Genomic DNA, 23,818 nt, shown 5'->3' with positions numbered 1-23,818 from the left:
AGGATCGCAAGAAAAAATCGGGTGGGCGACGCGGCGATTCCGCCGCGCGGGGAGTGAGGGTCGGGATGCGCTACAGCAGTTCGTATTCCGTCAGCTTGCGGCGCAGCGTGTTGCGGTTGATGCCGAGCATCTCGGCGGCGACGGTCTGGTTGCCATTGGCTTGGCGAAGCACGAATTCGAGCATCGGGCGCTCGACGTTGCGGATCACCATGTCATAGATCGCGGCCGGCTTCTCGCCGTCCAGATCGCGGAAGTACTGGTCAAGGGTGCGGTGGATCGATTCGGCGATCTCGTTCGAGCGGGTCATGCTGCGAGTTCCTGCGGGAGTTCTTCTTCGTAGCGCAGGCGGGCGTCCTGCTCGGCGAGGCGGCCGAAGAAGTCGTCAACAGCCTCGAGTTGTTCGCGCACATCGGACAGCTGGTTCATCGTGCGGCGGAAAGCCGCCGAGCCGACGAGGCCCTTCGTGTACCAGGAGATGTGCTTGCGTGCGATCCTGACCCCGGTTTCCTCGCCATAGAACGCGTACAGGTCGCCCAGGTGCTCGCGGCATACCTGGAGGATTTCGGCGACGAGCGGCGGCGGCAGCAGCGTGCCGGTGGCGAGGTAATGCTCGATTTCACGGAAGATCCACGGCCGGCCCTGCGCGGCCCGGCCGATCATCACGCCGTCGGCGCCGGTGTAGTCGAGCACGTAGCGGGCTTTCTCGGGCGTCGTGATGTCGCCGTTGGCGATCACCGGGATCTTCACGAGGGATTTCACTTCGGCGATCGTGTCGTACTCGGCGTTGCCGGTGTATTGGTCGGCGCGCGTGCGGCCATGGATCGCGACCGCGCGGATGCCCGATGCCTCGGCAATGCGGGCGATCGTCGGCGCGTTGCGGTGGTCGCGGTTCCAGCCGGTGCGGAACTTGAGCGTCACCGGGGTACCGGGCACTGCGGCGACGACCGCCTCGAGGATGCGGGCGACGAGCGGCTCGTTCTGCATCAGTGCGGAGCCTGCCATGACGTTGCACACTTTCTTCGCCGGGCAGCCCATGTTGATGTCGATGATCTGTGCGCCGTTGTCGGCGTTGTAGCGCGCGGCGTCGGCCATCATCGCCGGATCGGCGCCGGCGATCTGCACCGAGATCGGATCGGCCTCGCCGGCGTGCTCGGCGCGGCGACGGGTTTTCGCACTGCCATAGAGCAGCGAGTTCGACGTGACCATTTCGCTGACCGCGACGCCTGCGCCGAGCTTCTTGCACAGCTGGCGGAACGGCCGATCGGTCACGCCCGCCATCGGGGCGACGAAAAGATTGTTGCGCAGGGTAAAACCGGCGTACTGCATGGATGGAGAGGGTGTTCGGGGAAGAGGGCGCATTTTACCCCATGCGCCGCCGGGCGAGCAGCGGAATGCAGCCCCGACGCCGATTGCATCACATCCTGTCGTATTTGTGCCCGCGCTCTGCCACCGCTGGACGGCGCCGGTCAGGGCCAGGCGCGGGCCCCGAACATCATCCGCCGCGCGACGAAATCGCGCAGCGGCGGGATGATGTCGAGGGCCAGCAGGCCGGCGCCGCGGAGCTGGCGCAGCGGGGCGAAGTCATTGCTGAACGCGCGCACGAGCGCGTCGGTGAAGTGGATCGCGCCGAAGCGGTCGAGGCCGCGGGCATCGGCATAGGCGTCCAGGACTGCCGCTCCGCCCGGATCGCCGGGGTGGCGCAGCAACGTGTCGGCCAGCGCCCAGACGTCGCGCAGCGCGAGGTTGAAGCCTTGTCCGGCGACCGGATGGAGAGTCTGGGCGGCGTTGCCGAGCCATACGGTGCGTGCGCCCACCGGATGGCGCCGGTAGCGCAGGCCGAGGGGGTAGCGGTGGCGGCGGGAAACCGGTCCGAACCGTAAGCGGGTGCCGAAGCGGTCCTGCAACTGCGCGACATAGTCGGCGTCGTCGATGGCGAGCAGCTGGTCGGCGCGTTCGGGCGAAACGACCTGGACCAGCGCGAAGTTGCTGTCGCATGGCAGCAGCGCGATCGGACCCTGGGGCGTGAAGCGCTCGAAAGCGCGATGGCGGTGACCGCCGTCGACGTCGATCCGCGCGATGAGGGCGTGCTGGCGATAGTCACGCTCGACGACGTCCTGCCCGGCCTCGAGCCGGCCTTCGGCGCAGGCGACGAGGCGCGCGCGGCACGGCGCGTCGTCCGGGGCACTCGCCGCAGTGCCGCCGAGGGTGGCGACGAGGGTGGCAACGACGGCGTCGGCCTGCGGCGTGAGCGCGGTGACTTGCGTTTCGTCGAGGACGGCAATGCCGCTGCGGTCCACCGCTGCGCGCAGAGCGCCGGCGAGTGCGCCGGCCGAGACGACGTAGCCGAGCGCCGGCTGGCCGTAGTCTTCGGCCCGAAGCTCGGTGCGGCCGAAGCCGCCTTGCTGGGAGACGTGGATGCTGCAGATCGGCGTCGCCGCCAGCCCGTCCCACACGCCGAGCCGCTCCAACGTCAGGCGCGTGCCGTGCGCCAGCGCGAGCACGCGCGGGTCGGCGAGCACGGCCGCGCGCGGGCGGGCGTCGGCGAGCACGACCGTGAATCCGCTGTCCTTCAGCGCGAGGGCCAGGGCGAGCCCGACCGGCCCGGCGCCGACGACCAAGAGGTCAGGCTGTCGCACCGGCGCCCTCGCGCATTACCGCCTCGATGTCGGCGATCGACCGCGGCGCCGCATCGGTGATGAATTCGCAGCCGGTGGCGGTGACGACGGCATCGTCCTCGATGCGCACGCCGATGTTCCAGAACGCTTCCGGCACGTCGGCGGCGGCGCGGATGTAGCAGCCCGGCTCGACGGTCAGCACCATGCCGGGTTCGAGCGGGCGCCACTCGCCGGCGCGCTTGTATTCGCCGGCGTCATGGACGTCGCGGCCGAGCCAGTGGCCGGTGCGGTGCATGTAGAAGCGCCGGTAGAGGTCCTGCTCGATGACCGCGTCGAGCGTGCCGGAGAGCAGGTCGAGATCGAGCAGGCCTTGCGCGATGACCCGCACCGCGGCGTCGTGTGGGTCGTTCCACAGTACGCCGGGACGGATCGTGTCTTTCGCGGCGCGCTGCGCGGCGAGCACGAGTTCATAGACGTCCCGCTGCGCGCCCGTGAAGCGGCCATTGACGGGAAACGTCCGCGTGATGTCGGACGCGTAGCCGTCGAGCTCGCAGCCGGCGTCGATCAGCAGCAGCTCGCCATCGGCCATCACGCGGTCGTTCTCGACGTAGTGCAGCACGCACGCGTTCGGGCCGCTGGCGACGATCGACGGGTAGGCGGGCGCCTGGCTGCCGGCGCGGCGAAAGCTGTGCAAGAGTTCCGCCTCGATCTCGTATTCGTGGCGGCCGGGGCGGGTCGCGGCCATCGCCCGCCGGTGCGCGTCGCCCGAGATCGCGGCGGCGCGGCGCATGATCGCGAGTTCAGATTCGTCCTTCACGAGGCGCATTTCGTCGAGCTCGGTGCGCACGTCGTGGATCGCATGGGGCGGCACTGCGCCGGCGCGCGCGTTCGCCCGCACCGCGTTCAGCGCGCGCATCACGCGGGCGTCCCAGTCCGCTTCGTAGCCCAGCGCACACCACATCTTCGGCTGGTTTGCGAGGAGGTCGGGCAGGCGCTGGTCGAGGTCGCCGATCGTCCACGCTTCGTCGAAGCCGAAGCGCTCGCGGGCCGCATCGGGGCCGAAACGGTAGCCGTCCCAGATCTCCCGTTCCTCGTTCTTCTCGCGGCAGAACAGGATCGAGCGCGGAGGGTCGCCCGCCACCAGCACGACCACCGCTTCGGGCTCGCCGAAGCCGGTGAGGTAATGGAAGTAGCTGTCGTGGCGGAACGGATAGTGCGTGTCCCGGTTGCGCGGGCACTCGGGCGCGGTCGGCAGCACCGCGATGCCCCCGCCGAGCGCATTCATGCGCGCGAGAAGCCGCTCGCGGCGGGCGTGAAACGGGGCGATGTCAGGCACGGGGCGCTCTGGGAGACTGTTCATGAATTCATTATGGCACGGGGGTGGTTCCCGGTTTCGACCCGCCGGAACGGGTCGTGTTCGGGAGTGGCGCTCAGTCGATGACCTGTCGCAGATGCCGGTCGAGCGCGGCGAGGCGCTGCGGCGTCCCGACGTCGAGCCAGTAGCCGCGATGCAGCGTGCCGCGCACCCGGCCGGCGTCCATCGCCTCCCGCAGCAGCGGGCCCAGCGGCGCTTTCGTTCCCGCTGCGAGGGCGGCGAACAGCGCCGGCCGATAGACGCCGATGCCGGAAAACGTCAGCCGCGGCTCGCCGTCGCAATGCAGGCGGTCGCCGTCGAGGCGAAAGTCGCCGTCGGGGTGATGCTCCGGGTTGGGCACCATCACGAGGTGGGCGAGGTCGCCCGTTGCGGCAAGTTCGGCGCCGACGGGGCGCAGCGTGGCGAAGTCTGCGTCGCAGAAGACGTCGCCGTTGACGACGACGAAAGGCGCGTCGCCGAGCAGCGCCAGCGCCTGGCGGATGCCGCCGGCTGTCTCCAGCGCCTCGGCTTCGGCCGAGTACGCGATATGCAGACCGAACTGCCGGCCGTCGCCGAGCGCCGCTTCGATCATTGTTCCGAGATGGGCGTGGTTGATGACGACCTCGGTGAAGCCCGCCGCGCGCAGCCGCTCGAGGTGCCACGCGATCAGCGGCCGGCCGCCGGCGGCGAGCAGCGGCTTCGGGCAGGCGTCGGTCAGCGGACGCATCCGCTCGCCGCGCCCGGCGGCGAGGATCATCGCGCGCATCAGAACGTGTAGCCGACTTCGACCGGCTCGGGATCGACCTGGTCGAGCAGCCGCAGCAGCGGCGTGAGGTCGCGGTAGCGCTTGCACGCGCGGCGCAGGTAGTCCATCACCCGCGGCATGTCGGCGAGGTAGCCGTCCTTGCCGTCGCGGTGACAGAGGCGGGCGAAGATGCCGAGCACCTTGACGTGGCGCTGCACGCCCATCCATTCGTAGTCGCGGTGGAAGTCGGAGAAATCCGCGCGCACCGGCAGTCCGAGCTTGCGCGCGGCTTCCCAGTAGCGCGCGAGCAGATCGAGCGTGAAGTCCTCTTCCCAGTGGAGGTAGGCGTCCTTGAACAGCGACGCGAGGTCATAGGTCAGCGGGCCGTACACCGCGTCCTGGAAGTCGATGACGCCCGGGTTGGCGCCGTCGGCGAGGTACATCAGGTTGCGCGAGTGGTAGTCGCGATGCACGAAGACCTGCGGCTCGGCGAGGTTGACGGCGAGGATGCGGTCGAAAACCGCGTCCAGCGTCGCGCGCTGGCGCTCGTCGAGGCTCACGCCCTTGTGGCGCGCGATGTACCACTCGGGGAACAGCATCAGCTCGCGCCGCAGCAGCTCGCGCGAATATTCCGGCAGCACGCCGGGGCGACTCGCTTTCTGGATCGCGATCAGCGTACCGAGGGCGTCGGCGTAGAGGCTCGCGGCATTCGCCGGGGTCAGCGCAGCCAGGTAGGTCGTACTGCCGAGATCCGACAGCAGCAGGAAGCCCTGGTCCGGGTCGCGCGCCAGCACTTCGGGGACGTGTGCGCCGGCGTCGCCGAAGAGCTCTGCGACCTTGAGCCAGGGGCGCGTGTCCTCATGTTCGGGCGGTGCGTCCATGACGATGCGGCTCGGGCTGCCGTCGGCAAAACGTACGCGGAAATAGCGCCGGAAGCTGGCGTCGGCCGATGCCGGGCTCAGTTCGAAATCCTGTCCGGGTAGCTGCGCCGTCAGCCAGGCGTTCAGTTGGGTGAGTCTTTGCACCGGGTTCTCCGCGAGGCTTCGTGTAAAATCGATGAGTTTATCAAAGGCTTCGACCGTGCCGCTCGCCGTCGGGCTGACTCTTGACGATTGGGGAAGACGCTTGCGCGAAACGCGATTGAGAACGCGGCTGAAGCTTATCCCGCTGCTGATGTGCTGCTTCTCGGGGGCCGCGGTGGCGGCAGGATTGCCACCGCTGGTGGTTTCGCCGGACCTGGTGAAGAGCCGGCCGGGACGCCCGGCCGGACAGCCGCCGGCCCAAAGCCCGGGCACGCCCCCGCTGCCGGCGCAGCCGCCTGCGCCGGCGAGGCCATCGACCACTCCGGCATCGCCACCGGCTGCCGTACCGCCACCGGCCGGGATTCCCGCCGAACCGGCTGCCGGCGCTGCGGCTGCGCAAAGCGCGCCGATCGCTGCCGGGGCGACGGAGATCCGCGCGCAGCAGATTCGCGGAACGCGAGCCGTCGAACTGGTCGCCGAAGGCAATGCCGAGCTGCGGCGCGACGGAATACTGCTGTCCGCCGACCGGCTGACGTACAGCGAGCTGACCGACGAGGCGCGGGCCGAAGGCAATGTGCTGCTGGCGCAGGGGACGGACCGGGTCGAGGGGCCGCGCGCCAATCTGAAGATCGCCGAGCAGGTCGGCGAATTCGAGGCGCCGCAATACCGTTTCAGCCGCCGCTCCGATCCTGCGCCAGGCGAGCCCGTGCACGAGATTTCCGGCAGCGGGCATGCCGACGTGATGCGCTTCGAAGGCGAGAACCACTACCGCCTGGAGAACGCCACCTGGTCGACCTGCCAGGCCGACGACCCGGACTGGTACATCAAGGCGCGCGACCTCGAGCTCGACTACGACCGCGAAGTCGGCGTCGTGCGCGGCGGGTCGGTGATCTTCCAGGACGTGCCGATCTTCTGGTGGCCGTGGGCGGAATTTCCGCTCGTCGGTCAGCGCCAGTCCGGTTTCCTCGCGCCGACGGTCGGCGTGTCGAACAAGGCCGGCGTCGACATCTCGGTGCCCTATTACTGGAACCTCGCGCCGAACTACGACGCGACGTTCGCGCCGCGCATCATGGGGCGGCGCGGCGTGCAGCTCGGGGGTGAGTTCCGTTACCTGACGCCGGGCTACCGCGGCGAGTCGCGTGTCGAGTGGCTGCCGCGCGACGCCGTCACCGGCGAGGAACGCGCGCTCGGATCGGTGCAGCACCAGCAGCGGATCACGCCGAACCTGTACGGTTCGCTCGACCTGAACGCCGTCTCCGACGACCAGTATTTCGAAGACCTCAGCTCGCGCCTGTCGGTCGCGTCGCAGGTCAACCTGTTGCGCGAAGGCCGGCTCAGCTATGTCGCGAGCGACTGGTGGAGCGCGTCGGCGCTGGTGCAAAGCTACCAGACGCTGTCCGGCGAAGATCCCTATCGGCGCCTGCCGCAGCTGTTGCTGAACGCGAACCGGCAGGACATGGCCGCGGGGACGGTCCTCGGGTTCCGCGGCGAATACGTGCAGTTCGAACACCCCGACAGCCGCAAGCCGGAAGGCAGCCGCTTCACGCTGTATCCGCAGCTGTCATTGCCGTTCGAGCGGCCGGGCTACTACGTGACGCCGAAAATCGGCGTGCATCACACGCAATATGCGCTCGACCGCGATCTCGCCGGCGAGAGCCGCTCGATCACGCGCTCGCTGCCGATCTTCACGCTCGACAGCGGCCTCAACTTCGAGCGCGACACGACGATGTTCGACCAGCAATATCTCCAGACGCTGGAGCCGCGCATCTACTACGTGCGCACGCCGTTCCGCAATCAGGACGACATCCCGGTTTTCGACACGGCCCGCTTCGACTTCGGCTTCGCGCAGATCTTCTCCGAAAACCTGTATGCCGGCGGCGACCGCATCGCCGACGCGAACCAGGTCACCGCGGCCGTGACGTCGCGGCTGATCGATCCGGGAAGTGGGGCTGAGCGCATGCGCGCCACCCTCGGGCAGCGCTACTACTTCGACGACCAGCGCGTCACGCTGCCGGGCGAACCGCGCCGCAGCGGGCGCCGCGCCGACATGCTCGCGGCGTTCAGCGGCCGCGTGACGACGAGCTCGTCGATCGATTCGGCGTGGCAGTACAACCCGCGCGACCAGTTGACCGAGCGCTTCAACTTCACCGTGCGCTATCAGCCGGAATTCGCGAAGGCGCTGAATCTCGGTTACCGTTATTCGCGCGAGGTGCTGCAGGACCTCGACCTTTCCGGGCAGTGGCCGCTCGGCGGCGGCTGGTACGGCGTCGCGCGCGTGACGCGCTCGCTGAAGGAGAACCGCATCACCGAGACCATCGCGGGCATCGAATACGATGGCGGCTGCTGGGTGGTGCGCAGCGCGGTGCACCGTTTCGCGACCAATCCCGACGATGTCACCGAGGCGCTGTTCCTGCAGCTTGAACTCAACGGCCTGGCCAGTGTCGGTTCCAGTCCGGTCAATCTGCTCAAACGCAGCGTTGCGGGATATGGCAAGATCAACGAACCCGTGTCCGACCGCGTCTTTGGTGCCTACTGAATCCGGCGCGGCCGGTATTTCAGCGTTACACGAGTCGATTCATTTTTCGAGAAACCATGATACGAATTCCCTTGCGTCGCATTCCCTTGCGTCGAATTCCCGCGCGCCTCAGTCTCGTCCTGTTCGCCGCCCTGTCCTGCACCGCCGCCCTGTTTCCCGTTCATGCGGCCAATCCCCGCTCCGTCGAGGTCGACCATATCGCCGCAGTCGTGAACAACGAAGTCATCACGGCCATGGAGTTGCGCGAGCGGGTCGAACAGGCGATGCACCAGCTGAACCGCCAGGGCACGCCGCAGCCGCCGGCCGACGTGCTCGAGCGGCAGTTGCTGGAGCGTCTGGTGCTCGAGCGGGCACAGCTGCAGCTGGCGCGCGAGACGTCGCTGCAGGTCGACGAGGCGACGCTCGAACGGGCGATCGCGCGGATCGCGGAGAGCAACCGCCTGACCATTGCGCAGCTGCAGGCCGCGCTCGAAAAGGACGGCGTCAGCTGGAGCCGCTTCCGCGACAATATCCGCACCGAAATCCTGTTGACGCGCCTGCGCGAGCGCGAAGTCGACAGCCGTATCGTCGTGACCGACGCGGAAGTCGACAACTTTCTCGCCAATACCCCGGACGCGCTGTCGGGCGAGGAGTTCGAACTCGCCCACGTCCTGATCCGCGTGCCCGAAGCGGCGACGCAGCAGCAGATGGCGCGCCTCGTCGCGCGCGCCGAAACCGCGAAACAGCGACTCAATTCGGGTGACGATTTCGCGCGGGTTGCCGCGACTTATTCCGATGCGCCCGATGCGATGAACGGCGGCGCGCTCGGTTGGCGCGGCCGCGACCGCCTGCCGCCGCTGTTTGCCGACGCGGCGCGCGAGCTGAGCGCCGGCGGCGTGTCGCCGGTGCTGCGCAGTTCGGCCGGCCTGCATATCGTGAAACTGCTCGGCAAGCGCGGCGGCGCGGCGGCCGGGCCGCAACAGCTCGAACAGACGCGGGCGCGGCATATCCTGATCAAGACTTCCGAAATCCTCAATGACAGCGACGCGGAAAGCCGCCTGCTGGGGCTGCGCGAGCGGATCGTCAACGGCGCCAGTTTCGCCGAACTCGCCAAAGCCCATTCGGCCGATCTGTCATCGGCGAAGGGCGGCGATCTGGGCTGGCTCAGCCCCGGCGACACCGTCCCCGAATTCGAGCGCGCGATGAACGCGCTCAAGCCGGGCGAAGTGAGCGCGCCGGTGCGCTCGCCGTTCGGCTGGCATCTGATCCAGGTCGAGTCGCGCCGGTTGCAGGATGTGTCCGACGAGCGCAAGCGCACCGCGGCCCGCAATGCGCTGCGCGAGCGCAAGGCCGACGAAGCGTTCGAGGATTGGCTGCGCCAGTTGCGCGACCGCACGTATGTCGAGTACCGGAGCGGCAAGGAATAGGTCCGCAGCGTGGCTTCCCCTCCGATTCTTGCAATCACCAGCGGCGAACCGGCCGGCATCGGGCCCGAACTGTGCGCGCACCTGTCTCGCCGCGACTGGCCGCTGCGCCTCGTCGTGCTCGGTGACCTCGAACTGATCCGCGCCCGCGCGGGCGCCGCGTTCGTGCGCGCCTATACACCGGGCGCGCCTGCCGAAGCGGGCGTGCTCGACGTGCTGCATGTGCCGTTGAAAGCCGCCGCGCGCCCCGGCCAGCTCGATCCCGCCAACGGCGGCTACGTGCTGGCGCTGCTCGACCGGGCGGTGCACGGCTGCCGAAGCGGCGAGTTCGACGCCATCGTGACTGCGCCGGTGCACAAGGGCGTCATCAACGACGCCGGCGTCGCGTTCAGCGGGCACACGGAATATCTCGCCGAGCACACCGGCACGCCGCGCGTCGTGATGATGCTGGTCGGCGGCGGGCTGCGCGTCGCGCTCGCGACCACCCACTTGCCGCTCGCGGCGGTGCCGGCGGCGATCACGCCGGCGCTGCTCGACGAGACGCTGCGCATCCTGCACGCCGACCTGGTCGGGCGCTTCGGACTCGCCGCGCCGCGCATTCTCGTGGCCGGGCTCAACCCCCACGCCGGCGAGGGCGGGCACATGGGGCGCGAGGAAATCGACGTCATCGCGCCGGCGCTCGAGCGGCTGCGCGGCGAAGGCATGCGGCTCGTCGGACCGCTGCCGGCCGATACGCTGTTCGTGCCGCATACGCTCGAACAAGGCGACGCGGTGCTGGCGATGTACCACGACCAGGGCCTGCCGGTGCTCAAGCACGCGAGCTTTGGCGGCGGCGTGAATGTCACGCTGGGGCTGCCGATCATCCGCACGTCCGTCGATCACGGCACCGCGCTCGATCTGGCGGGCACGGGCCGGGCCGATCCAGGCAGCCTGTTCGCCGCAGTCGAACTCGCGACCACGATGGTGCGCAGCCGGGACGCCGCGCGATGAGCGAACACCGCGCCCGCAAGCGCTTCGGCCAGAACTTCCTGTCCGATCCCAATATCATCCGCAAGATCATCGAGGCGATCCGCCCCGCGCCCGGCGAAACCGTCGTCGAGATCGGCCCCGGTCTGGGCGCGATGACCGATCCGCTCGTCGAACGGCTCGGTCACCTGCACGTCGTCGAGATCGACCGCGACCTGATCGCCCGGCTGCACGAACGTTTCCCGCCCGAGCGGCTGACGATCCACGAAGGCGACGCGCTGAAGTTCGATTTCGCCACGCTCGGCGCGCCGCTGCGCGTCGTCGGCAATCTGCCGTACAACATCTCGACGCCGCTGCTGTTCCACCTCGCGCAGTTCGCGGCCCAAGTGCGCGACATGACTTTCATGCTGCAGAAGGAAGTCGTGATGCGCATGGTCGCCGAGCCGGGCACCGAGGACTACGGGCGCCTGTCGGTGATGCTGCAATACCGGTTTCGCATGGGACGGCTGTTCGACGTGCCTCCCGGAGCGTTCCGTCCCGCACCGAAAGTCACGTCCAGCATCGTCCGCATGGTGCCGCTGCCGGCCGAACAGCGCACCGCGCAAGACGAAGCGCTGCTCGAACGCGTCGTTGCCGCGGCGTTCGGCCAGCGCCGCAAGACGCTGCGCAATACGCTGCGCGAATGGCTCGACGAGGCGGATTTTTCCGCGCTCGATGTCGACCCTGGCCTGCGCGGTGAGCGCCTGACCGTCGCGGACTACGTCGCGATCACGAACTACATCGCGACGCAGCCGCCGCACGCATGACTGCCGTGCCCGTGCGGGTACCGGGGAGCTGATGACCGGCCATCGCCATTCGTCGGCCTCCCTCCAACACCGACGAGGGCTTCAGGCTTTCTTCAGCGGACAGGTGCGCAGGCCGAACAGGGTGTAGGCCGGGCACCAGCCGAGCAGGCCGGTCGCGAGCGGGACGACCCCGATCCAGGTCCAGGGAGTGCCGATGCCGAGGAGGGCAAGGAGGATCAGGACCAGCCCGGCGACGATGCGCAGGACCCGGTCGATGCCGCCGACGTTTGCATTCATGATGTTCTCCGTTGCGATGCGGTGGATGATGGCGTTATTGGACCACCGCCCCGCCGCGCGGTCTGTAACCTCGGTTACACAGCGGCGGCCTCGGCCTTACTCGTGGCGCCCTTCGCTCGCCATCCGGCGCAGCCCCGCGGGGTCGAGGATCTCGATCTGCTCGCGCGACAGCTTCACCAGCCCCTGCGCAGCGAAGCCTTTGAGCAGGCGGCTGATAAATTCGCGCACGCTGCCGAGTTCGTCGGCGAGCTGCTGATGCGTGACGTGCAGCACGCGGCCCTTGCCGAGCAACTGGCCGGCGAGGCGCTGGTCGAGGCGGTGAAACGCGACTTCCTCGATCAGCTGCATCAGGTCGGCGATGCGCTCGGCGAACAGGTGGAAGACGAAATTGCGGAACGCCGGCTCGGCGAGCAGCGCGTCGAACTCGGCTTTCGGCAGCAGCATCAGCACCGTGTCGGACTCGGCGATGCCGCGCGCGTTGTAGTCCTCGTGGCCGAGCAGGCAGGACGACGAGATGATGCAGGTTTCGCCCGCCGCGACCCGGTACAGCGGCAGCTCGCGGCCGTTGGTGGCGCACTTGACGACGCGCACCGATCCTTCGACGACGAACGGGAAACCTTCGCAGGTCTGGTGGTCGTCGAACAGCAGGGCGCCGGCCGGCACGCGCGCCCAGCGCGCAGTCTCGAACAGGCGCCGCCGGGCCGATTCGGGCAGCGTGGCGATCACCGGATAGCGGTGGGCGAGGCGGGCCAGCTCTGGCGTGTGCGGGGTCGTCATCATCGTCTTCCGTCGCGCGCTGCGCCGCTGGGGCTACAGCTCGAGTTCAGCGATCACCGGGGCGTGGTCGGAGGGGCGTTCAAGCTTGCGCGGCGTCTTGTCGATCGTACACGCGCAGCAGACATCGCGCAGCGCCGGCGACAGCAGGATGTGGTCGATGCGCAGGCCGAAGTTGCGCCGGAAAGCGCCCATGCGGTAGTCCCACCACGAAAAACTCTTGTCGTCCTGCGGAAAAAGACGGTAAGCGTCGGCCAGGCCGAGTCCGGTCAGCGCGGCGAAAGCGGCGCGTTCGGCGGGTGAGACGTGGATCTCGTCCGTCCAGTCGGGATGCGCGTCGCGGTCCTCGGGGGCGATGTTGAAGTCGCCCGTCAGCACCAGCCGCTGATGTGCCTTGAGTTCTTCGCGCAGCCACTCCGTCAGGGCCGCGAGCCAGCGCAGCTTGTACGCGAATTTCTCCGAGCCGACCGCCTGTCCGTTCGGGAAATACCCGCAGATCACGCGCACGCCGTTCACCGTCGCCGCGAGCACGCGTTTCTGTTCGTCATCGAAACCCGGGATGCCGTAGCCGATGTCGGCGAGCGCAGACCGGCTCAGTATCGCCACGCCGTTGTAGGTCTTCTGGCCGCTGAACGCCGCCTGGTAGCCGGCCGCTTCGAGTTCGGCCACCGGAAACGACTTGTCCTCGAGCTTGAGTTCCTGCAGGCACAGCACGTCGGGCCGGTTGGCCGCGAGCCAGTCGAGCACGTGGGGCAGGCGGACCTTGAGGGAGTTTACGTTCCAGGTAGCGATTTTCATCGTGTGCAGGGTCGCGTGGGGATTGAACAGTTCAGCCGGATCGGCGGTGTCGAAAATTTTTACATCGTGCGGCGATGATGCGTGCAGCCCTCGCGGTGCCTGCTGCAATTCATTGTATCCACGTCGTGTCCTGCGTGTGGCATAAAACTGGCTTTGGCTATCGGGAGGCTATGACATGGCGTCCTGCGCACCCCACGCATTTCGTCATGAAGGGGGGTAACGATGGCATTCAGTGGATTGGAAATGCGTGTCGATTGGGCCATGCGCCAGTTCATCGGGGCAATCATGGATTATCTTGCCCGAGGTGGCGACCACGCGAACGCGCAGATGAACATGACCGAGCGCGGCGTCCCGCTGCATGTCCAGCGGCGCGTGCTGGAGGGAACTGCCTCGCCTCTCTGAGTCTCGCGCGGCCCCGTTGCCGCCCGGGCAGCGGGGCCGCGGCGGATCAGGCGCTCACCATGCCGTTGTGCCGCAGCAGTGCATCGACACGTGGCTCGCGGCCGCGGAAAGCCTTGAATGATTCGAGCGCCGCGCGGCTGCCTCCGACGGCGAGGATTTCGCGCCAGAAGCGTTCCCCCGTTTCACGATCCAGCAACGTCCCTTTCCCGACGCCCGCTTCCTCGAACGCCGAGAACGCGTCGGCCGACAGCACTTCGGCCCATTTGTAGCTGTAATACCCGGCCCCGTAGCCGCCGGCGAAGATGTGCGAGAAGCTGTGCGGGAAGCGGTGCCAGGGCGGCGGGATCATCACTGCGACTTCGCGCCGCACCTCGTCGAGCAGCTCCATGACGCGCTCGATCGGAACCGGTCCTGCCGCCGCGTCGACCTCGCTATGCAGACGCAGGTCGAACATCGAGAACTCGAGCTGTCGCACCGTCTGCATGCCGCTCTGGAAGTTCTTCGCCGCGATCATCTTGTCGAAGAGTTCGCGTGGCAGCGGTGCCCCGGTGTCGACGTGCGAAGTCATGCCGCAGAGCACGTCCCATTCCCAGCAGAAGTTCTCCATGAACTGGCTCGGCAGTTCGACGGCATCCCATTCGACGCCGTGGATGCCCGATACCGCGAGGTCGTCGACCTGCGTCAGCAGGTGGTGCAGGCCGTGGCCGCATTCGTGGAACAGCGTCAGCACGTCGTCGTGCGTGAAGGTAGGAGGCTTGCCACCCACCGGGCCGGGGAAGTTGCACACCAGGTACGCGACCGGCGTCTGTGTACCGCGTGGGCCGACGTAGCGGCTCCTCGCCGAGTCCATCCACGCGCCGCCGCGCTTGGTCTCGCGCGCGTGCAGGTCGAGGTAGAAATGCCCCAGCGTCGCGCCGTCCCTGTCGATGCGGAAGAAATGCGCGTCTGGATCCCAGAGCGGCGCGGTGTCGGCGACGATATCGACGCCGTACAGCGTGCGGATCACGCCGAACAGGCCTTCGAGCACTTTCGGCTCGGGAAAATACTGCTTCACTTCCTGGTCCGAGAAGGCGTAACGGGCCTGGCGCAGCTTTTCCGACGCATAACCGATGTCCCACGGCTCGAGCGGATCGAGGTCCAGTTCGGTGCGCGCGAAGGCTTGCAGTTCGGCGAGATCGCGCTCGGCGAACGGCTTGGCTTTCGTCGCCAGCTCGCGCAGGAAGGCGAGCACCTCGTCGGGCGTTTCGGCCATCTTCGGCACGAGCGACACCTCGGCGAAGTTGCGGTACCCGAGCATCTTCGCCTCTTCGGCGCGCAGCGCGAGGATACGGCCGATCAGCGGCCCGTTGTCGAGCTCCGGCCTGCCCTGCTCCGACGCGCGCGTCGCATACGCGCGATACATCCGTGCACGCAGTTCGCGGTTGTCGGCGTACTGCATCACCGGCAGGTAGGCGGGCATCTGCAGCGTGAATTTCCAGCCCGGCTTGCCGTCGCGTTCGGCGGCCGCGCGCGCCGCGGCGATCGCGTCGTCGGGCAGTCCGGCGAGCTCCGCTTCGTCCTCGATCCATTCGGTGTGGGCGTTGGTGGCGTCGAGCAGGTTCTCGGAAAATTTCGCCGCGAGCGCCGACTGCTCTTCCTGGATTTCCTTGAAGCGCGGCTTGTCGGCGTCCGGCAGCTCGGCGCCCGACAGGCGGAAGTCGCGCAGCTCGTGGTCGATGATGCGCTGGCGCGCCGGAGACAGCATGTCGTATTCGGCGCTGTCGTGCAGCAGCCGGTATTTCTCGAACAGCTCGAGGTTCTGCCCGACCTCGGCATAAAAGCTCGACACCTCGGGCAGCATCGCGTTGTAGGCTTCGCGCCATTCGGGCACGTCCATGACGCTGTGCAGGTGGCCGACGATGCCCCACGCGCGACCCAGCCGTTCGCCTTCCTCGGTCATCGGCGTGACGAAGTTCGCCCACGTCGGCGGAGCGGGATCGGCGACGAGTTCCGCGATCAGCGCGCGGTTCTCGTCGATGAGCTGGCGGATTGCCGGCGTGACGTGTTCCGGGCGGATGTCGTCGAAGCGCGGCAGCGCCGAAAAATCGAGGAGGGGATTGGACATGGTGGTTCTCCGGCAGGCTGGAAGGAGGACGGGAGGAAACGGCGCTGGAGCATGTGTCGCATTCTAACCGCATCGCCGCTGCGGGGTTTCCCGAGCGCGGCGGGCAGAACGGGCATTACTCGACGAGATCCTTGTAGGCATGCCAGCTGGCGTGGCCGAGCAGCGGCAGCAGCACGATCATGCCCGCCATCGTCGCGAAACCGACGGCGATCAGCACGACGATGATCAGCGCCCACAGCGCCATCGTGCCGAAGTTCATGCCGACCGCGCGGGCGCTCGCGACCATCGCCGTGACGACGTCGGTGTCGCGGTCCATCAGCATCGGTACCGACACCGCCGACAGCGCGAAGACCACGGCCGCGATTGCGCCGCCGATGACCAGGTACCACACGACGAACGAGGCGGAAGCGCCCGTCAGGAACACTTCCAGGAAGAAGCTGCCCAGACCGCTCGCGTCCTCGGGGTAGAACGACGCGAACAGGATCGCCGACAGCCGTTCCCAGCCGAGCAGCACGAAAGCGAGGAAGGCGCCGAAATACAGCAGGTGATCGGTATGCGTGCTCAACCCGCGCAGCGAATCGATGAAGCTGGCCGGTTCGCCGCGGTCGTGACGCCGCGAAATTTCGTACAAGCCGGCCGCGGCGACCGGACCGACGAGGACAAAGCCGGAAATCGCCGCCGTGAACAGATGCGGCAGGCCACTCGCATAGCCGAGGATGAACGAACCGGCGGCCGCGAACAGCAGGCCGTAACTCAGGCTCGCCGGCAGGTTGTCGCGCATGTCGGTCCAGCCCCTGCGCAGCCACGCGAAAGGTCGCGTGTTGTCGACCCGGCGCACCTGAGGCAGCGGGAAATGTCGATCCAGCGCACCGTGCGGTTTGTCCATGACGGCCTCCTCCGGAACAGGACGTGCTGCTGCCCGTCGATGCATCCCTGTTGGGTGCGAGCCCCAAGCTCCAATTAGAGAAATGGCCACGCGGGAAGTTCGACGCGGGGCCGGTGCGCTTGATCGCGATCAGGCGTCAGCGGGACTCCACGGGAAGGCGGTCGGCCGCGCCCGCCGCTCACAACAGATCGCGCCAGTAGATCTTGCGCCACGGGACGGCGGACGGGGTGGCCGGCTGGGTTTCCGGAATGAGCGGATTTTCGACGCCTTTGTCCGACATCCGAACGAGCGCGCGCTTGCCGGTCGACGTCTGGACGATCACCGGACGGCTGCCGAGCGTGTGATCGAGGAACCACCCGCTCTCGTAGGTCTCGGTCGCGCCCGCTTTCTTCAGGATCGCTCCGCCACTGGCGGCACTGACGGCGAAGAACCAGCTCGAACCGCCCGGATCGCATATCGCATTGGTCGGCACGTTCGCGGTGAAGACCAGCACGCCGCTCGTCGTCAGCGCGGGATGGCCGTTGATGCGGCTGTTCGCTATCGGGAGGTCGAAGTACCAGCCCCGGTCCTCGCCGCGCAGGCTGGGTTTTCGCCGGCCCGGTCAGCCGGTGGGATGGCACGGTCCGCGACGTTTAGCGAAGCCGTGAAGCAGGGCGGGCGTCAGCTGGCCCGGTCAGGCTACAAAGCACGAGCTGCGAATTTCCGCAGCTTTAATTTATAATTTCGACCCAACGCTGGATCGCAGTCCCTCCAACTGGTAACGGAAGCTCGCCGAAATCATCGTACTGGACGTAATTGAAAGCGCCATTTCGAGTGATATCACCACGGGCGACAATGGAGCCACCAAGGATCGAGGAACCGTTCTGAGTTACGGTTCCATCGGCCCAAAAAACGCCATAGGTATCGTTCGAGCCGTTTACCGTGATATTCCCGCCGGCAATGATCGCAACGGTCAGGGTCGTGCCGGAGTCTCCGCCGAGGTGCGCTGAACCGTTCTGCGCAACATCGCCGATAGCCATGATCGTACCGTTTGAGAAGTCACCGCTGGTGCTCGCATCGCCTTCGCAAAAATAAACATTTCCATCAAGATCACCGGACGGGATGGTGCATCCGTGAATGACTCCAGCTTTATCCTTATTTTCATTTATATAGTCTGACGCCGACGGAACATCGATACGATCAACGTTTGACTGTCCGCCTCCGATACCTAGATCCGCGTCGCCGTGAGCTGATATCGTCGATCCGACACTCAGTGAACTGGCACCAGACTTGTTGGTGAAGTTGCCGTTAGCATGAGCACTGCCGTTACTCATGAGGCGGAAATATAGGCGACACTGGGATGCTTGAAGAAAGAGCGCACCAAGGCGGGATGCTTGCCGATATCGGCCAACTGGTCATGCACACGTTCTTGCAGGGTCTCGCCTTTTTGCAGGGGCCGGCGGGCGTTGCCGGTACGCTTGGCGTGGCTCCACACCAGTTCATCCGGATTCAGGTCGGGGGCATAGCCCGGCAGGAAATGCAGCGTCAGCTTGCCTTGCGTGCTGGCGACATACGTCTTGACCCCCGCCTTCTTGTGGGCGGGCAGTCCGTCGAGCACCAGGTGCAATGGCTTCCTGCGGCGGTGCATCAGCTTCCTGAGCAAGTCCACAAACAGTTCGCCGTTCAATGCCCCAGGGTAGATGGCGAACCAGAAGCCGCCCTTCATGCTGACGGCCGAGGCCGCACTGATACTTTGCCGCTGCCCGGGCACCGCGACCACCGGTGTGCGACCCTTGGCGCCCCAAGTCCTGCCCTGCACGGCGTCGGCGCGAAAGCCGGATTCGTCCCAAAAGAGAATCTCGGCTTTCTCTTCCCTGGCGCGCCGCATCAGCGCCGGATAGGTCTCGTGCTGCCAGCGCTCAATCGCCGCCGGATCACGCTGGTAAGCGCGCTGCAGCGGCTTTTGCACCGTCAGGCCCAGTCGCGCCAGCAGCGCACCAATCGAGGACAGGCTCAGGGTGATGCCAAATTTGCTCTGCACCAAGTCCCGTACCAAGCCCCGTGTCCACAGCCCGGTGTCGAAGCCATGTTCCATCGGCGAGTGCCCGTCGATCCAGCGCAATACCTGCCGCGCCTGCTGCGCGGTGAGTTTCGGGGGCCGTCCAGTGATCGGATGCGACGCCAGCGCCCGCAGCCCATGGCCGCGGCCCGCCGCCGCTTTCAGCCAGCGATAGATCACGCTGCGATGAAATCCGTAGCTGGCGATCACCTGGCTCGGCGCTTCGCCTTCCCGCACCCGCTCAATGGCCATCCTACGAATCGTTTCCAGCGTCCCGTGATCCAGTTTTCGTCCGTCTCGTTTCATCCTCATCGGATCGCCAGGACGGCGAAAGTTCCCCACCATGTCGCCTTACTTCCCGCCTTCTGAGTAAAACTTGCCTTTCCATTGACTGTAATATCCTGATCTGATACCAGTCCTGCCCGAAAGGCCCGGTGGACACCTGGCGCTGAGAACTTGGCTTCCATGCGCGTTTCGCTGAGCGCCTCACCGCCGGGGACTTTGGAAAACCCGCTAACCGTGACCGTGACCGCGTGGGTGCTCCATGTGACTTGGTCAGGGTCGATCCAGAAGTAGCCGAAGTTACCCATATTTGGCGTGTCGGAAGCAGTTGTCGGAATGCTCGCCTGCCAACCCTCACGCCACGTCAAGTCTTGCCATTGTGTCGGTCCGCTCGATAGCCACTGCCAAAACGCGGTCGCCCCTGCTTCGGCCGCCATGAAGGAGATTGCCTTGTTGTTCATGTTGGAGGTGATGTTCTCCTGAAACGCACTACCCCGCATCGACGCCATGGTGCGCATTCCGACGAACGTGACCGCCTGCACCGACGAACGTGACCGGTGGGGTCTGCGCGCGAAGCGTGGTGTTCAGATTCTAACCGCGTCGGTCACGATGACGCTCGATTCGAGGCACGGCGCAGGCTTATCCACAGGCGGCCGCCAGTGCGCCTCATGCGCTGGCGGGCGGGCGCCTGTGGGTAAGGCGTCTCGCGCGCACGGCCTCATGCCTTTTCCTTTCTTCTCATCGACTCGCCCTTGAGGGCGAGCTTGTGCGCGGCGTGCACGACGCGATCGAGGATCGCATCGGCGAAGGTCGGGTCGCCCAGGTAGGTGTGCCAGTGCTCGATCGGCAGCTGGCTGGTGATCACGGTCGAACGCGTGCCGACCCGGTCGTCGAGCAGCTCCAGCAGGTCGCTTCGCTCCTGCGCCGACGGCGCGGCCAGGCCCCAATCGTCGATGACGATGAGATCCATGCGCGCGAGCTGCATCAGGCGTCGGCTGAAGCTGCCGTCGGCATGCGCGATGCGCAGTTCCTCGAAGAGCCGCGGCAGACGCACGTAGTAGGCCGCGAGGCCCTGCCGGCACGCCGCGTTGGCGAGTGCGCAGGCGAGCCAGGTCTTGCCGCTGCCGGTGGGCCCCGTGATGAGGCAGTTCTGGTGATGGCGAATCCATTGACCGGTGCCGAGCGCGGCGATCTGACTGCGCTCGAGGCCCCGGCCGGCGCGGTAGTCGACGTCCTCCAGGCAGGCGGCAGCGGCTTTGATGCGGGCGGCCTTGAGCAGCCGATCGATGCGTTTGCCGTCGCGCAGCAGGCACTCCCGATCGATGAGGTGCGCCAAGCGCTCCTCGAAGCTGAGCGCGGTGATGGCGGGCTGGGTGAGCTGCTCCTCGAAGGCGCGGGCCATGCCTTCCAGGCGCAGGGTGCGCAGTTGTTGCAGGCTGTGTTGTATCAGCATCGATGTTCTCCGGTGGGTGGAATCAGTGGTAGTAGCGCGCCCCGCGCAGGTTCTCGTGCACGGCGGGGAGCGCCAGTTCGGTTTGGCTAGCGGCAGTGGGAGTGGGGAGCGGTGCGCGGTCGAGCCCGCTCTTGAGGATCGAGGCGACGTTGCGGTAACGCATCGCCCCGAGGGTGACGGCGCGGGTCGCCGCGGCTTCGAGCCGTTCGTTGCCGTATTGGCGACCGAGGCGCATCAGCCCGAGGCACGCCCGGTAGCCCTGCTCGGGGTGCGGCATGCGTTCGAGTTGGTGGCTGACCACCTGCTCGGTGTGCGGGCCGACGGTGGCGCCCCAGGCGATGAGTTTGCCGGGCGACCACTGGCGATGCGCCTGATGGGATGCGGGCATGTGTTCGGTGAGCGTGGAGTAGACGCCGGGCCGGTGGCTTCTCGCATGCACCGCGACGCGACGGCCTGCGGCAAAGCATTCGATGCTGCTCGCGGTGATGCGCAACTCCACCGGTTGGCCGGCGAGCGCATACGGCACGCTGTAGTAATGCCCGTCGAACTCGACGTGGTAATCGATATTGGGCTTGGCCCGTTTCCACTGGGCGAACTGGAACGCGGTGGCGGGCAACGGGCGCAGCGCCGGCCGGTCGAGCGTCTCGAACGCTTCGCGGCGCGAGCCTGGCAGGCGCCGGAAGGGACGCGTGTTCAGCGGCTCGAGTAACGCGGCGATCGCACCGTTGAGCTCCACCAGCGAGAAGAAACGCTGATGCCGCAACCGCGCCAGAATCCAGCGCTGCACGATCTGTACGCCGACTTCGACCTTGGATTTGTCCTGCGGCTTGTAGGGGCGCGTGGGCAGGATCGCCACGCCGTAGTGCGCGGCGAACTCGGCGGTGGTGCGCTGCAGTTGCGGTTCGTAGCGGTCGGCCTGCCCGACGAGCGAGCGCGTATTGTCGGGCACCACGAGCTCGGGCAGGCCGCCGATAAAGGCCAGCGCCCGGGCAAGCGAGCCCAGCCAGTCGGCCTGCGACTGCGTCGCCGTGGCGCAGGCGAACGTATAGCTCGAGGCGCCGAGCACCGCGACGAAGATCTGCGCGCGCGAAATCTCGCCAGTGTCGGCGTCGACGATCGGCACCGTGTCGCCAGCGTAATCGATGAAGAGTTTCTCGCCGGCGCGGTGCACCTGGCGCATCGAGCGCTTGAGCGTGCGGGCGAACGCGCGGTACAGGTCGCAAAAGCGCGAGTACTGATAGCTCGGCCCGCCGGCCGTCTGCACGTACTCTTCCCACAGCAGCGCCAGCGTGACGTTCTTTCGCTTGAGCCCCTGATGCACCGCCGCCAGATCCGGCGGCACATTCGCGACGCTCGCGCCACGTCCACGCCGGGCGACCCCCAGCACCCGGCGCAGCTCTGCCTCGTCGGCCGCCGACAACTCGGCCCACGGCCGGCCGCACTCCTCGGCCGCCTTCACATACTTGGCGACCACGCCTTTGGAAATCGACAGCGCGCGGGCAATGCGCTCATGCGACAGCGCGCAGTCGTATTTGAGCCGTAACAGCTCCCTGATCTTGTGCATGGCAATCCGCTCCGCCGGCATTCCCGTCTCCGCGCAAAGCGCGCGAGGGTAGCCGGCCTGACAAACGACGTTGCCACGCTTGGCCTCACAAACCCGTTCCGATTTGATCGTGACCGACGATTCCGACATCGTGACCGCCCATTCCGACAACTCGCCGAAATCGGTCACGATCAAATCGGAATCCGTGGTCACGACCCGCGGATTCACCGGTCACACTATTTCGGAATCAGCGGTCACGTTGGGTCGGAATCCGCAGCCATGGCTACGAGCGATGCGACAAGCATTAGAATCAGGCCGACAATCAGCGCTGCACCGGATTGTGATTTGTAGTTGTATGAGGTATTCAAACCGAAACTCCGGAATCGTCACGGCGCAAAACATACTTTCTGGTAACTACACTTTTTCCCGCTGCAACCCGGATTTTCGCAGCAACTGCCGTAGCCGCTAGGCATCGACTTATAGTTGCTGCTATTTCCGTCACGGGTGCAAATCACCGGTACACCGGTGGGAACTATCGGATCCGATGGAGATGGAGGTTCTGGATCTGGAACCGGATCTGGGTCTGGCTCCGGCTCTGGGTCGGTATCTGAGTCTGGATCTGGATCGGGTTCCTGGTCTGGATCTGTAGTCGGTGGATTCGATGACGATTCTTCTTTGGCACTGAAGCGTGTCACTAAGGGTGATCTCATCGTGGCGACGAACGTTACGCTCTGTCCATCGAGCAAGCGGAGGGTTGTCCGTACGCTTCTGACCCGGTCCCAACTCGAAACGCTACCCTTGGGGACGAATTCAGCACTCCCTACGAACCCATCCTCATCACCATCGATTCCAAACAGGATGCTCAGCGCATCGACGGCGCCGATCAGGATATGTGAATCACCATTGGCGTCAGTGCAGACGAGTTCGTTGTTGCCGTTCACAAGAAAGGTGTTTGGTCCTCCGAGCGTGCCCCCAACGCAATCATGTGTGCCCGAACCGTCGGCAAACCCGACGACGATCTGACTGGCGCTGCTATCCGGGTCAATCTCCGTACCCTGTCGCACCACGCGGGTTATCGTGTGCGTACCGAAGCGAAAACTTTCCTGCGTCCGGTCCAAGTCCTCCTTCACTCTCGATGTCTGCTGGTTTGATAAAAAGACGGTCGACACACCGCCGATCAGGAACAGCCCCAGCACCAGGGCAATCATGAGCTCGACGAGGGTCAGTCCGCGTTCACGGCGGGCACGACAAGCTGATCGGCAAACGTCAAGACCAGAGGAAGGTACATTCATGACAGACTTCCTCACAAACAGCCGCCGAGCGTCGGAATGGATATCTGATAGACGAAGCTCTGACTTGCGTCACTTTCATCGTTGGCAAGCTTGATGCGAGTGTCTGACCAGTCGATCGTGATGATGTAACGCGGCGGCACGGCGGCAGAATCGTAGTCCAGTGAGGGCGTCCAGTCTGGAAGTCTCCCGTCAGCTTCCCAATGTTCGACCCAATCCTGATAAACGTCATCGCGCCGGTCCGGCAATGCACACACGCTGGCCCAAAGACGCTCCACCAGATCATTGGCCTGGACCGTGGCTATGCTCCGTTGGTGGCTCGCATAGGCATACTGCAAAGATTTCGCTTGCAGTGCAGCGATGCCGAGCAGCCCTACGCTAACGACAACCATGGTGACGAGAACTTCGATCAACGAGAATCCGCGCATGCCCCGTCGCGTCGCATTAACGATAGCAATCATGAACAGTTGGCCGCCTTTTTGACCTTAGTGCGGCCACTCGCTTCCATGCAGATAGTCGGCCCTGC

Annotated in this window: 24 protein-coding genes; 5 read left to right on the top strand and 19 right to left on the bottom strand. The window is 66.3% G+C overall.

Annotated features, from left to right (window positions below; all coding sequences use genetic code 11):
• Window positions 1-70: 70 nt before the first annotated feature.
• The 6 genes from pbN1_RS05095 to pbN1_RS05070 form a co-directional block, all read right to left on the bottom strand.
• A complete protein-coding gene (locus pbN1_RS05095) occupies window positions 71-307 on the bottom strand; it encodes a helix-turn-helix domain-containing protein (protein ID WP_041645644.1) in 237 nt (78 codons plus the stop codon).
• A complete protein-coding gene (gene dusB / locus pbN1_RS05090; protein WP_169201169.1) occupies window positions 304-1,326 on the bottom strand; it encodes a tRNA dihydrouridine synthase DusB in 1,023 nt (340 codons plus the stop codon). Before dusB ends, pbN1_RS05095 begins: the two co-directional genes overlap by 4 nt.
• 140 nt (window positions 1,327-1,466) lie before the next feature.
• Complete coding sequence (locus pbN1_RS05085; RefSeq protein ID WP_169201170.1) at window positions 1,467-2,636, bottom strand: FAD-dependent monooxygenase; 1,170 nt, start codon at window positions 2,634-2,636, stop codon at window positions 1,467-1,469.
• Window positions 2,623-3,975, bottom strand: coding sequence for an aminopeptidase P N-terminal domain-containing protein (locus tag pbN1_RS05080; RefSeq protein WP_169201171.1), 1,353 nt, complete (start codon window positions 3,973-3,975; stop codon window positions 2,623-2,625). Before pbN1_RS05080 ends, pbN1_RS05085 begins: the two co-directional genes overlap by 14 nt.
• Window positions 3,976-4,045: 70 nt before the next feature.
• Window positions 4,046-4,726 (bottom strand): N-acetylmuramate alpha-1-phosphate uridylyltransferase MurU, encoded by a 681-nt coding sequence (gene murU / locus pbN1_RS05075; protein ID WP_169201194.1) that lies wholly within the window; start codon window positions 4,724-4,726, stop codon window positions 4,046-4,048.
• A gap of 8 nt (window positions 4,727-4,734) precedes the next feature.
• The gene (locus tag pbN1_RS05070; protein ID WP_169201172.1) at window positions 4,735-5,739 is read right to left on the bottom strand and encodes an aminoglycoside phosphotransferase family protein; all 1,005 of its coding nucleotides are present in this window, start codon (window positions 5,737-5,739) and stop codon (window positions 4,735-4,737) included.
• A gap of 148 nt (window positions 5,740-5,887) precedes the next feature.
• Between pbN1_RS05070 and pbN1_RS05065 the strand changes: the two genes are divergently transcribed.
• The 4 genes from pbN1_RS05065 to rsmA all read left to right on the top strand — a co-directional run bounded on the left by pbN1_RS05065 (window position 5,888) and on the right by rsmA (window position 11,447).
• Complete coding sequence (locus pbN1_RS05065) at window positions 5,888-8,272, top strand: LPS-assembly protein LptD (protein WP_211161332.1); 2,385 nt, start codon at window positions 5,888-5,890, stop codon at window positions 8,270-8,272.
• 86 nt (window positions 8,273-8,358) lie between these two features.
• Entirely contained in the window at window positions 8,359-9,678 is a 1,320-nt protein-coding gene (locus pbN1_RS05060) for a peptidylprolyl isomerase (protein WP_169201173.1), read from the top strand.
• Window positions 9,679-9,687: 9 nt separating this feature from the next.
• On the top strand, window positions 9,688-10,665 hold the full coding sequence (gene pdxA, locus pbN1_RS05055; protein WP_169201174.1) for a 4-hydroxythreonine-4-phosphate dehydrogenase PdxA: 978 nt from the start codon (window positions 9,688-9,690) through the stop codon (window positions 10,663-10,665).
• A complete protein-coding gene (rsmA, locus tag pbN1_RS05050) occupies window positions 10,662-11,447 on the top strand; it encodes a 16S rRNA (adenine(1518)-N(6)/adenine(1519)-N(6))-dimethyltransferase RsmA (RefSeq protein WP_169201175.1) in 786 nt (261 codons plus the stop codon). The genes pdxA and rsmA overlap by 4 nt, the downstream gene beginning before the upstream one ends.
• A gap of 81 nt (window positions 11,448-11,528) precedes the next feature.
• On the opposite strand, the gene pbN1_RS05045 is transcribed toward rsmA, so the two are convergent.
• From pbN1_RS05045 to xth, 3 genes are all read right to left on the bottom strand, one after another.
• Window positions 11,529-11,723, bottom strand: coding sequence for a YgaP family membrane protein (locus pbN1_RS05045; RefSeq protein WP_169201176.1), 195 nt, complete (start codon window positions 11,721-11,723; stop codon window positions 11,529-11,531).
• A 96-nt stretch (window positions 11,724-11,819) separates the two neighbouring features.
• Entirely contained in the window at window positions 11,820-12,500 is a 681-nt protein-coding gene (locus pbN1_RS05040) for a Crp/Fnr family transcriptional regulator (protein ID WP_169201177.1), read from the bottom strand.
• Window positions 12,501-12,533: 33 nt separating this feature from the next.
• On the bottom strand, window positions 12,534-13,295 hold the full coding sequence (gene xth / locus pbN1_RS05035) for an exodeoxyribonuclease III (protein ID WP_169201178.1): 762 nt from the start codon (window positions 13,293-13,295) through the stop codon (window positions 12,534-12,536).
• A 222-nt stretch (window positions 13,296-13,517) separates the two neighbouring features.
• On the opposite strand from xth, the gene pbN1_RS05030 reads away from it, so the two are divergent.
• Window positions 13,518-13,697: a hypothetical protein gene (locus tag pbN1_RS05030; RefSeq protein ID WP_169201179.1), complete on the top strand. Its 180-nt coding sequence runs from the start codon at window positions 13,518-13,520 to the stop codon at window positions 13,695-13,697.
• A 46-nt stretch (window positions 13,698-13,743) separates the two neighbouring features.
• Here the strand turns inward: pbN1_RS05030 and pbN1_RS05025 are convergent, their stop codons facing one another.
• From pbN1_RS05025 to pilV, 10 genes are all read right to left on the bottom strand, one after another.
• Window positions 13,744-15,801 (bottom strand): M3 family metallopeptidase, encoded by a 2,058-nt coding sequence (locus pbN1_RS05025; RefSeq protein WP_169201180.1) that lies wholly within the window; start codon window positions 15,799-15,801, stop codon window positions 13,744-13,746.
• A 115-nt stretch (window positions 15,802-15,916) separates the two neighbouring features.
• On the bottom strand, window positions 15,917-16,687 hold the full coding sequence (locus tag pbN1_RS05020) for a DUF2189 domain-containing protein (protein ID WP_169201181.1): 771 nt from the start codon (window positions 16,685-16,687) through the stop codon (window positions 15,917-15,919).
• Window positions 16,688-16,865: 178 nt separating this feature from the next.
• On the bottom strand, window positions 16,866-17,180 hold the full coding sequence (locus pbN1_RS05015; protein WP_169201182.1) for a hypothetical protein: 315 nt from the start codon (window positions 17,178-17,180) through the stop codon (window positions 16,866-16,868).
• A gap of 217 nt (window positions 17,181-17,397) precedes the next feature.
• Complete coding sequence (locus pbN1_RS05010; RefSeq protein WP_169201183.1) at window positions 17,398-18,000, bottom strand: hypothetical protein; 603 nt, start codon at window positions 17,998-18,000, stop codon at window positions 17,398-17,400.
• Window positions 17,997-19,070, bottom strand: coding sequence for an IS630-like element ISAzo30 family transposase (locus pbN1_RS05005; RefSeq protein ID WP_169204322.1), 1,074 nt, complete (start codon window positions 19,068-19,070; stop codon window positions 17,997-17,999). The genes pbN1_RS05010 and pbN1_RS05005 overlap by 4 nt, the downstream gene beginning before the upstream one ends.
• Entirely contained in the window at window positions 19,034-19,516 is a 483-nt protein-coding gene (locus tag pbN1_RS05000) for a pilus assembly PilX family protein (RefSeq protein ID WP_169204335.1), read from the bottom strand. Before pbN1_RS05000 ends, pbN1_RS05005 begins: the two co-directional genes overlap by 37 nt.
• 209 nt (window positions 19,517-19,725) lie before the next feature.
• A complete protein-coding gene (gene istB / locus pbN1_RS04995) occupies window positions 19,726-20,460 on the bottom strand; it encodes an IS21-like element ISAzo4 family helper ATPase IstB (protein WP_168954115.1) in 735 nt (244 codons plus the stop codon).
• Between the two features lie 22 nt (window positions 20,461-20,482).
• Window positions 20,483-22,045, bottom strand: coding sequence for an IS21 family transposase (gene istA / locus pbN1_RS04990; protein ID WP_210147730.1), 1,563 nt, complete (start codon window positions 22,043-22,045; stop codon window positions 20,483-20,485).
• 344 nt (window positions 22,046-22,389) lie between these two features.
• A complete protein-coding gene (locus tag pbN1_RS04985) occupies window positions 22,390-23,295 on the bottom strand; it encodes a PilW family protein (protein WP_210147663.1) in 906 nt (301 codons plus the stop codon).
• An 11-nt stretch (window positions 23,296-23,306) separates the two neighbouring features.
• Window positions 23,307-23,753, bottom strand: coding sequence for a type IV pilus modification protein PilV (gene pilV, locus pbN1_RS04980; protein ID WP_210147662.1), 447 nt, complete (start codon window positions 23,751-23,753; stop codon window positions 23,307-23,309).
• Between the last annotated feature and the right edge of the window lie 65 nt (window positions 23,754-23,818).

It is taken from the genome of Aromatoleum bremense, assembly GCF_017894365.1.
Taxonomy (GTDB): domain Bacteria; phylum Pseudomonadota; class Gammaproteobacteria; order Burkholderiales; family Rhodocyclaceae; genus Aromatoleum; species Aromatoleum bremense.
The sequence above is the reverse complement of the archived record's forward strand: the minus strand, read 5'-3'. Positions and strand labels throughout refer to the sequence as shown.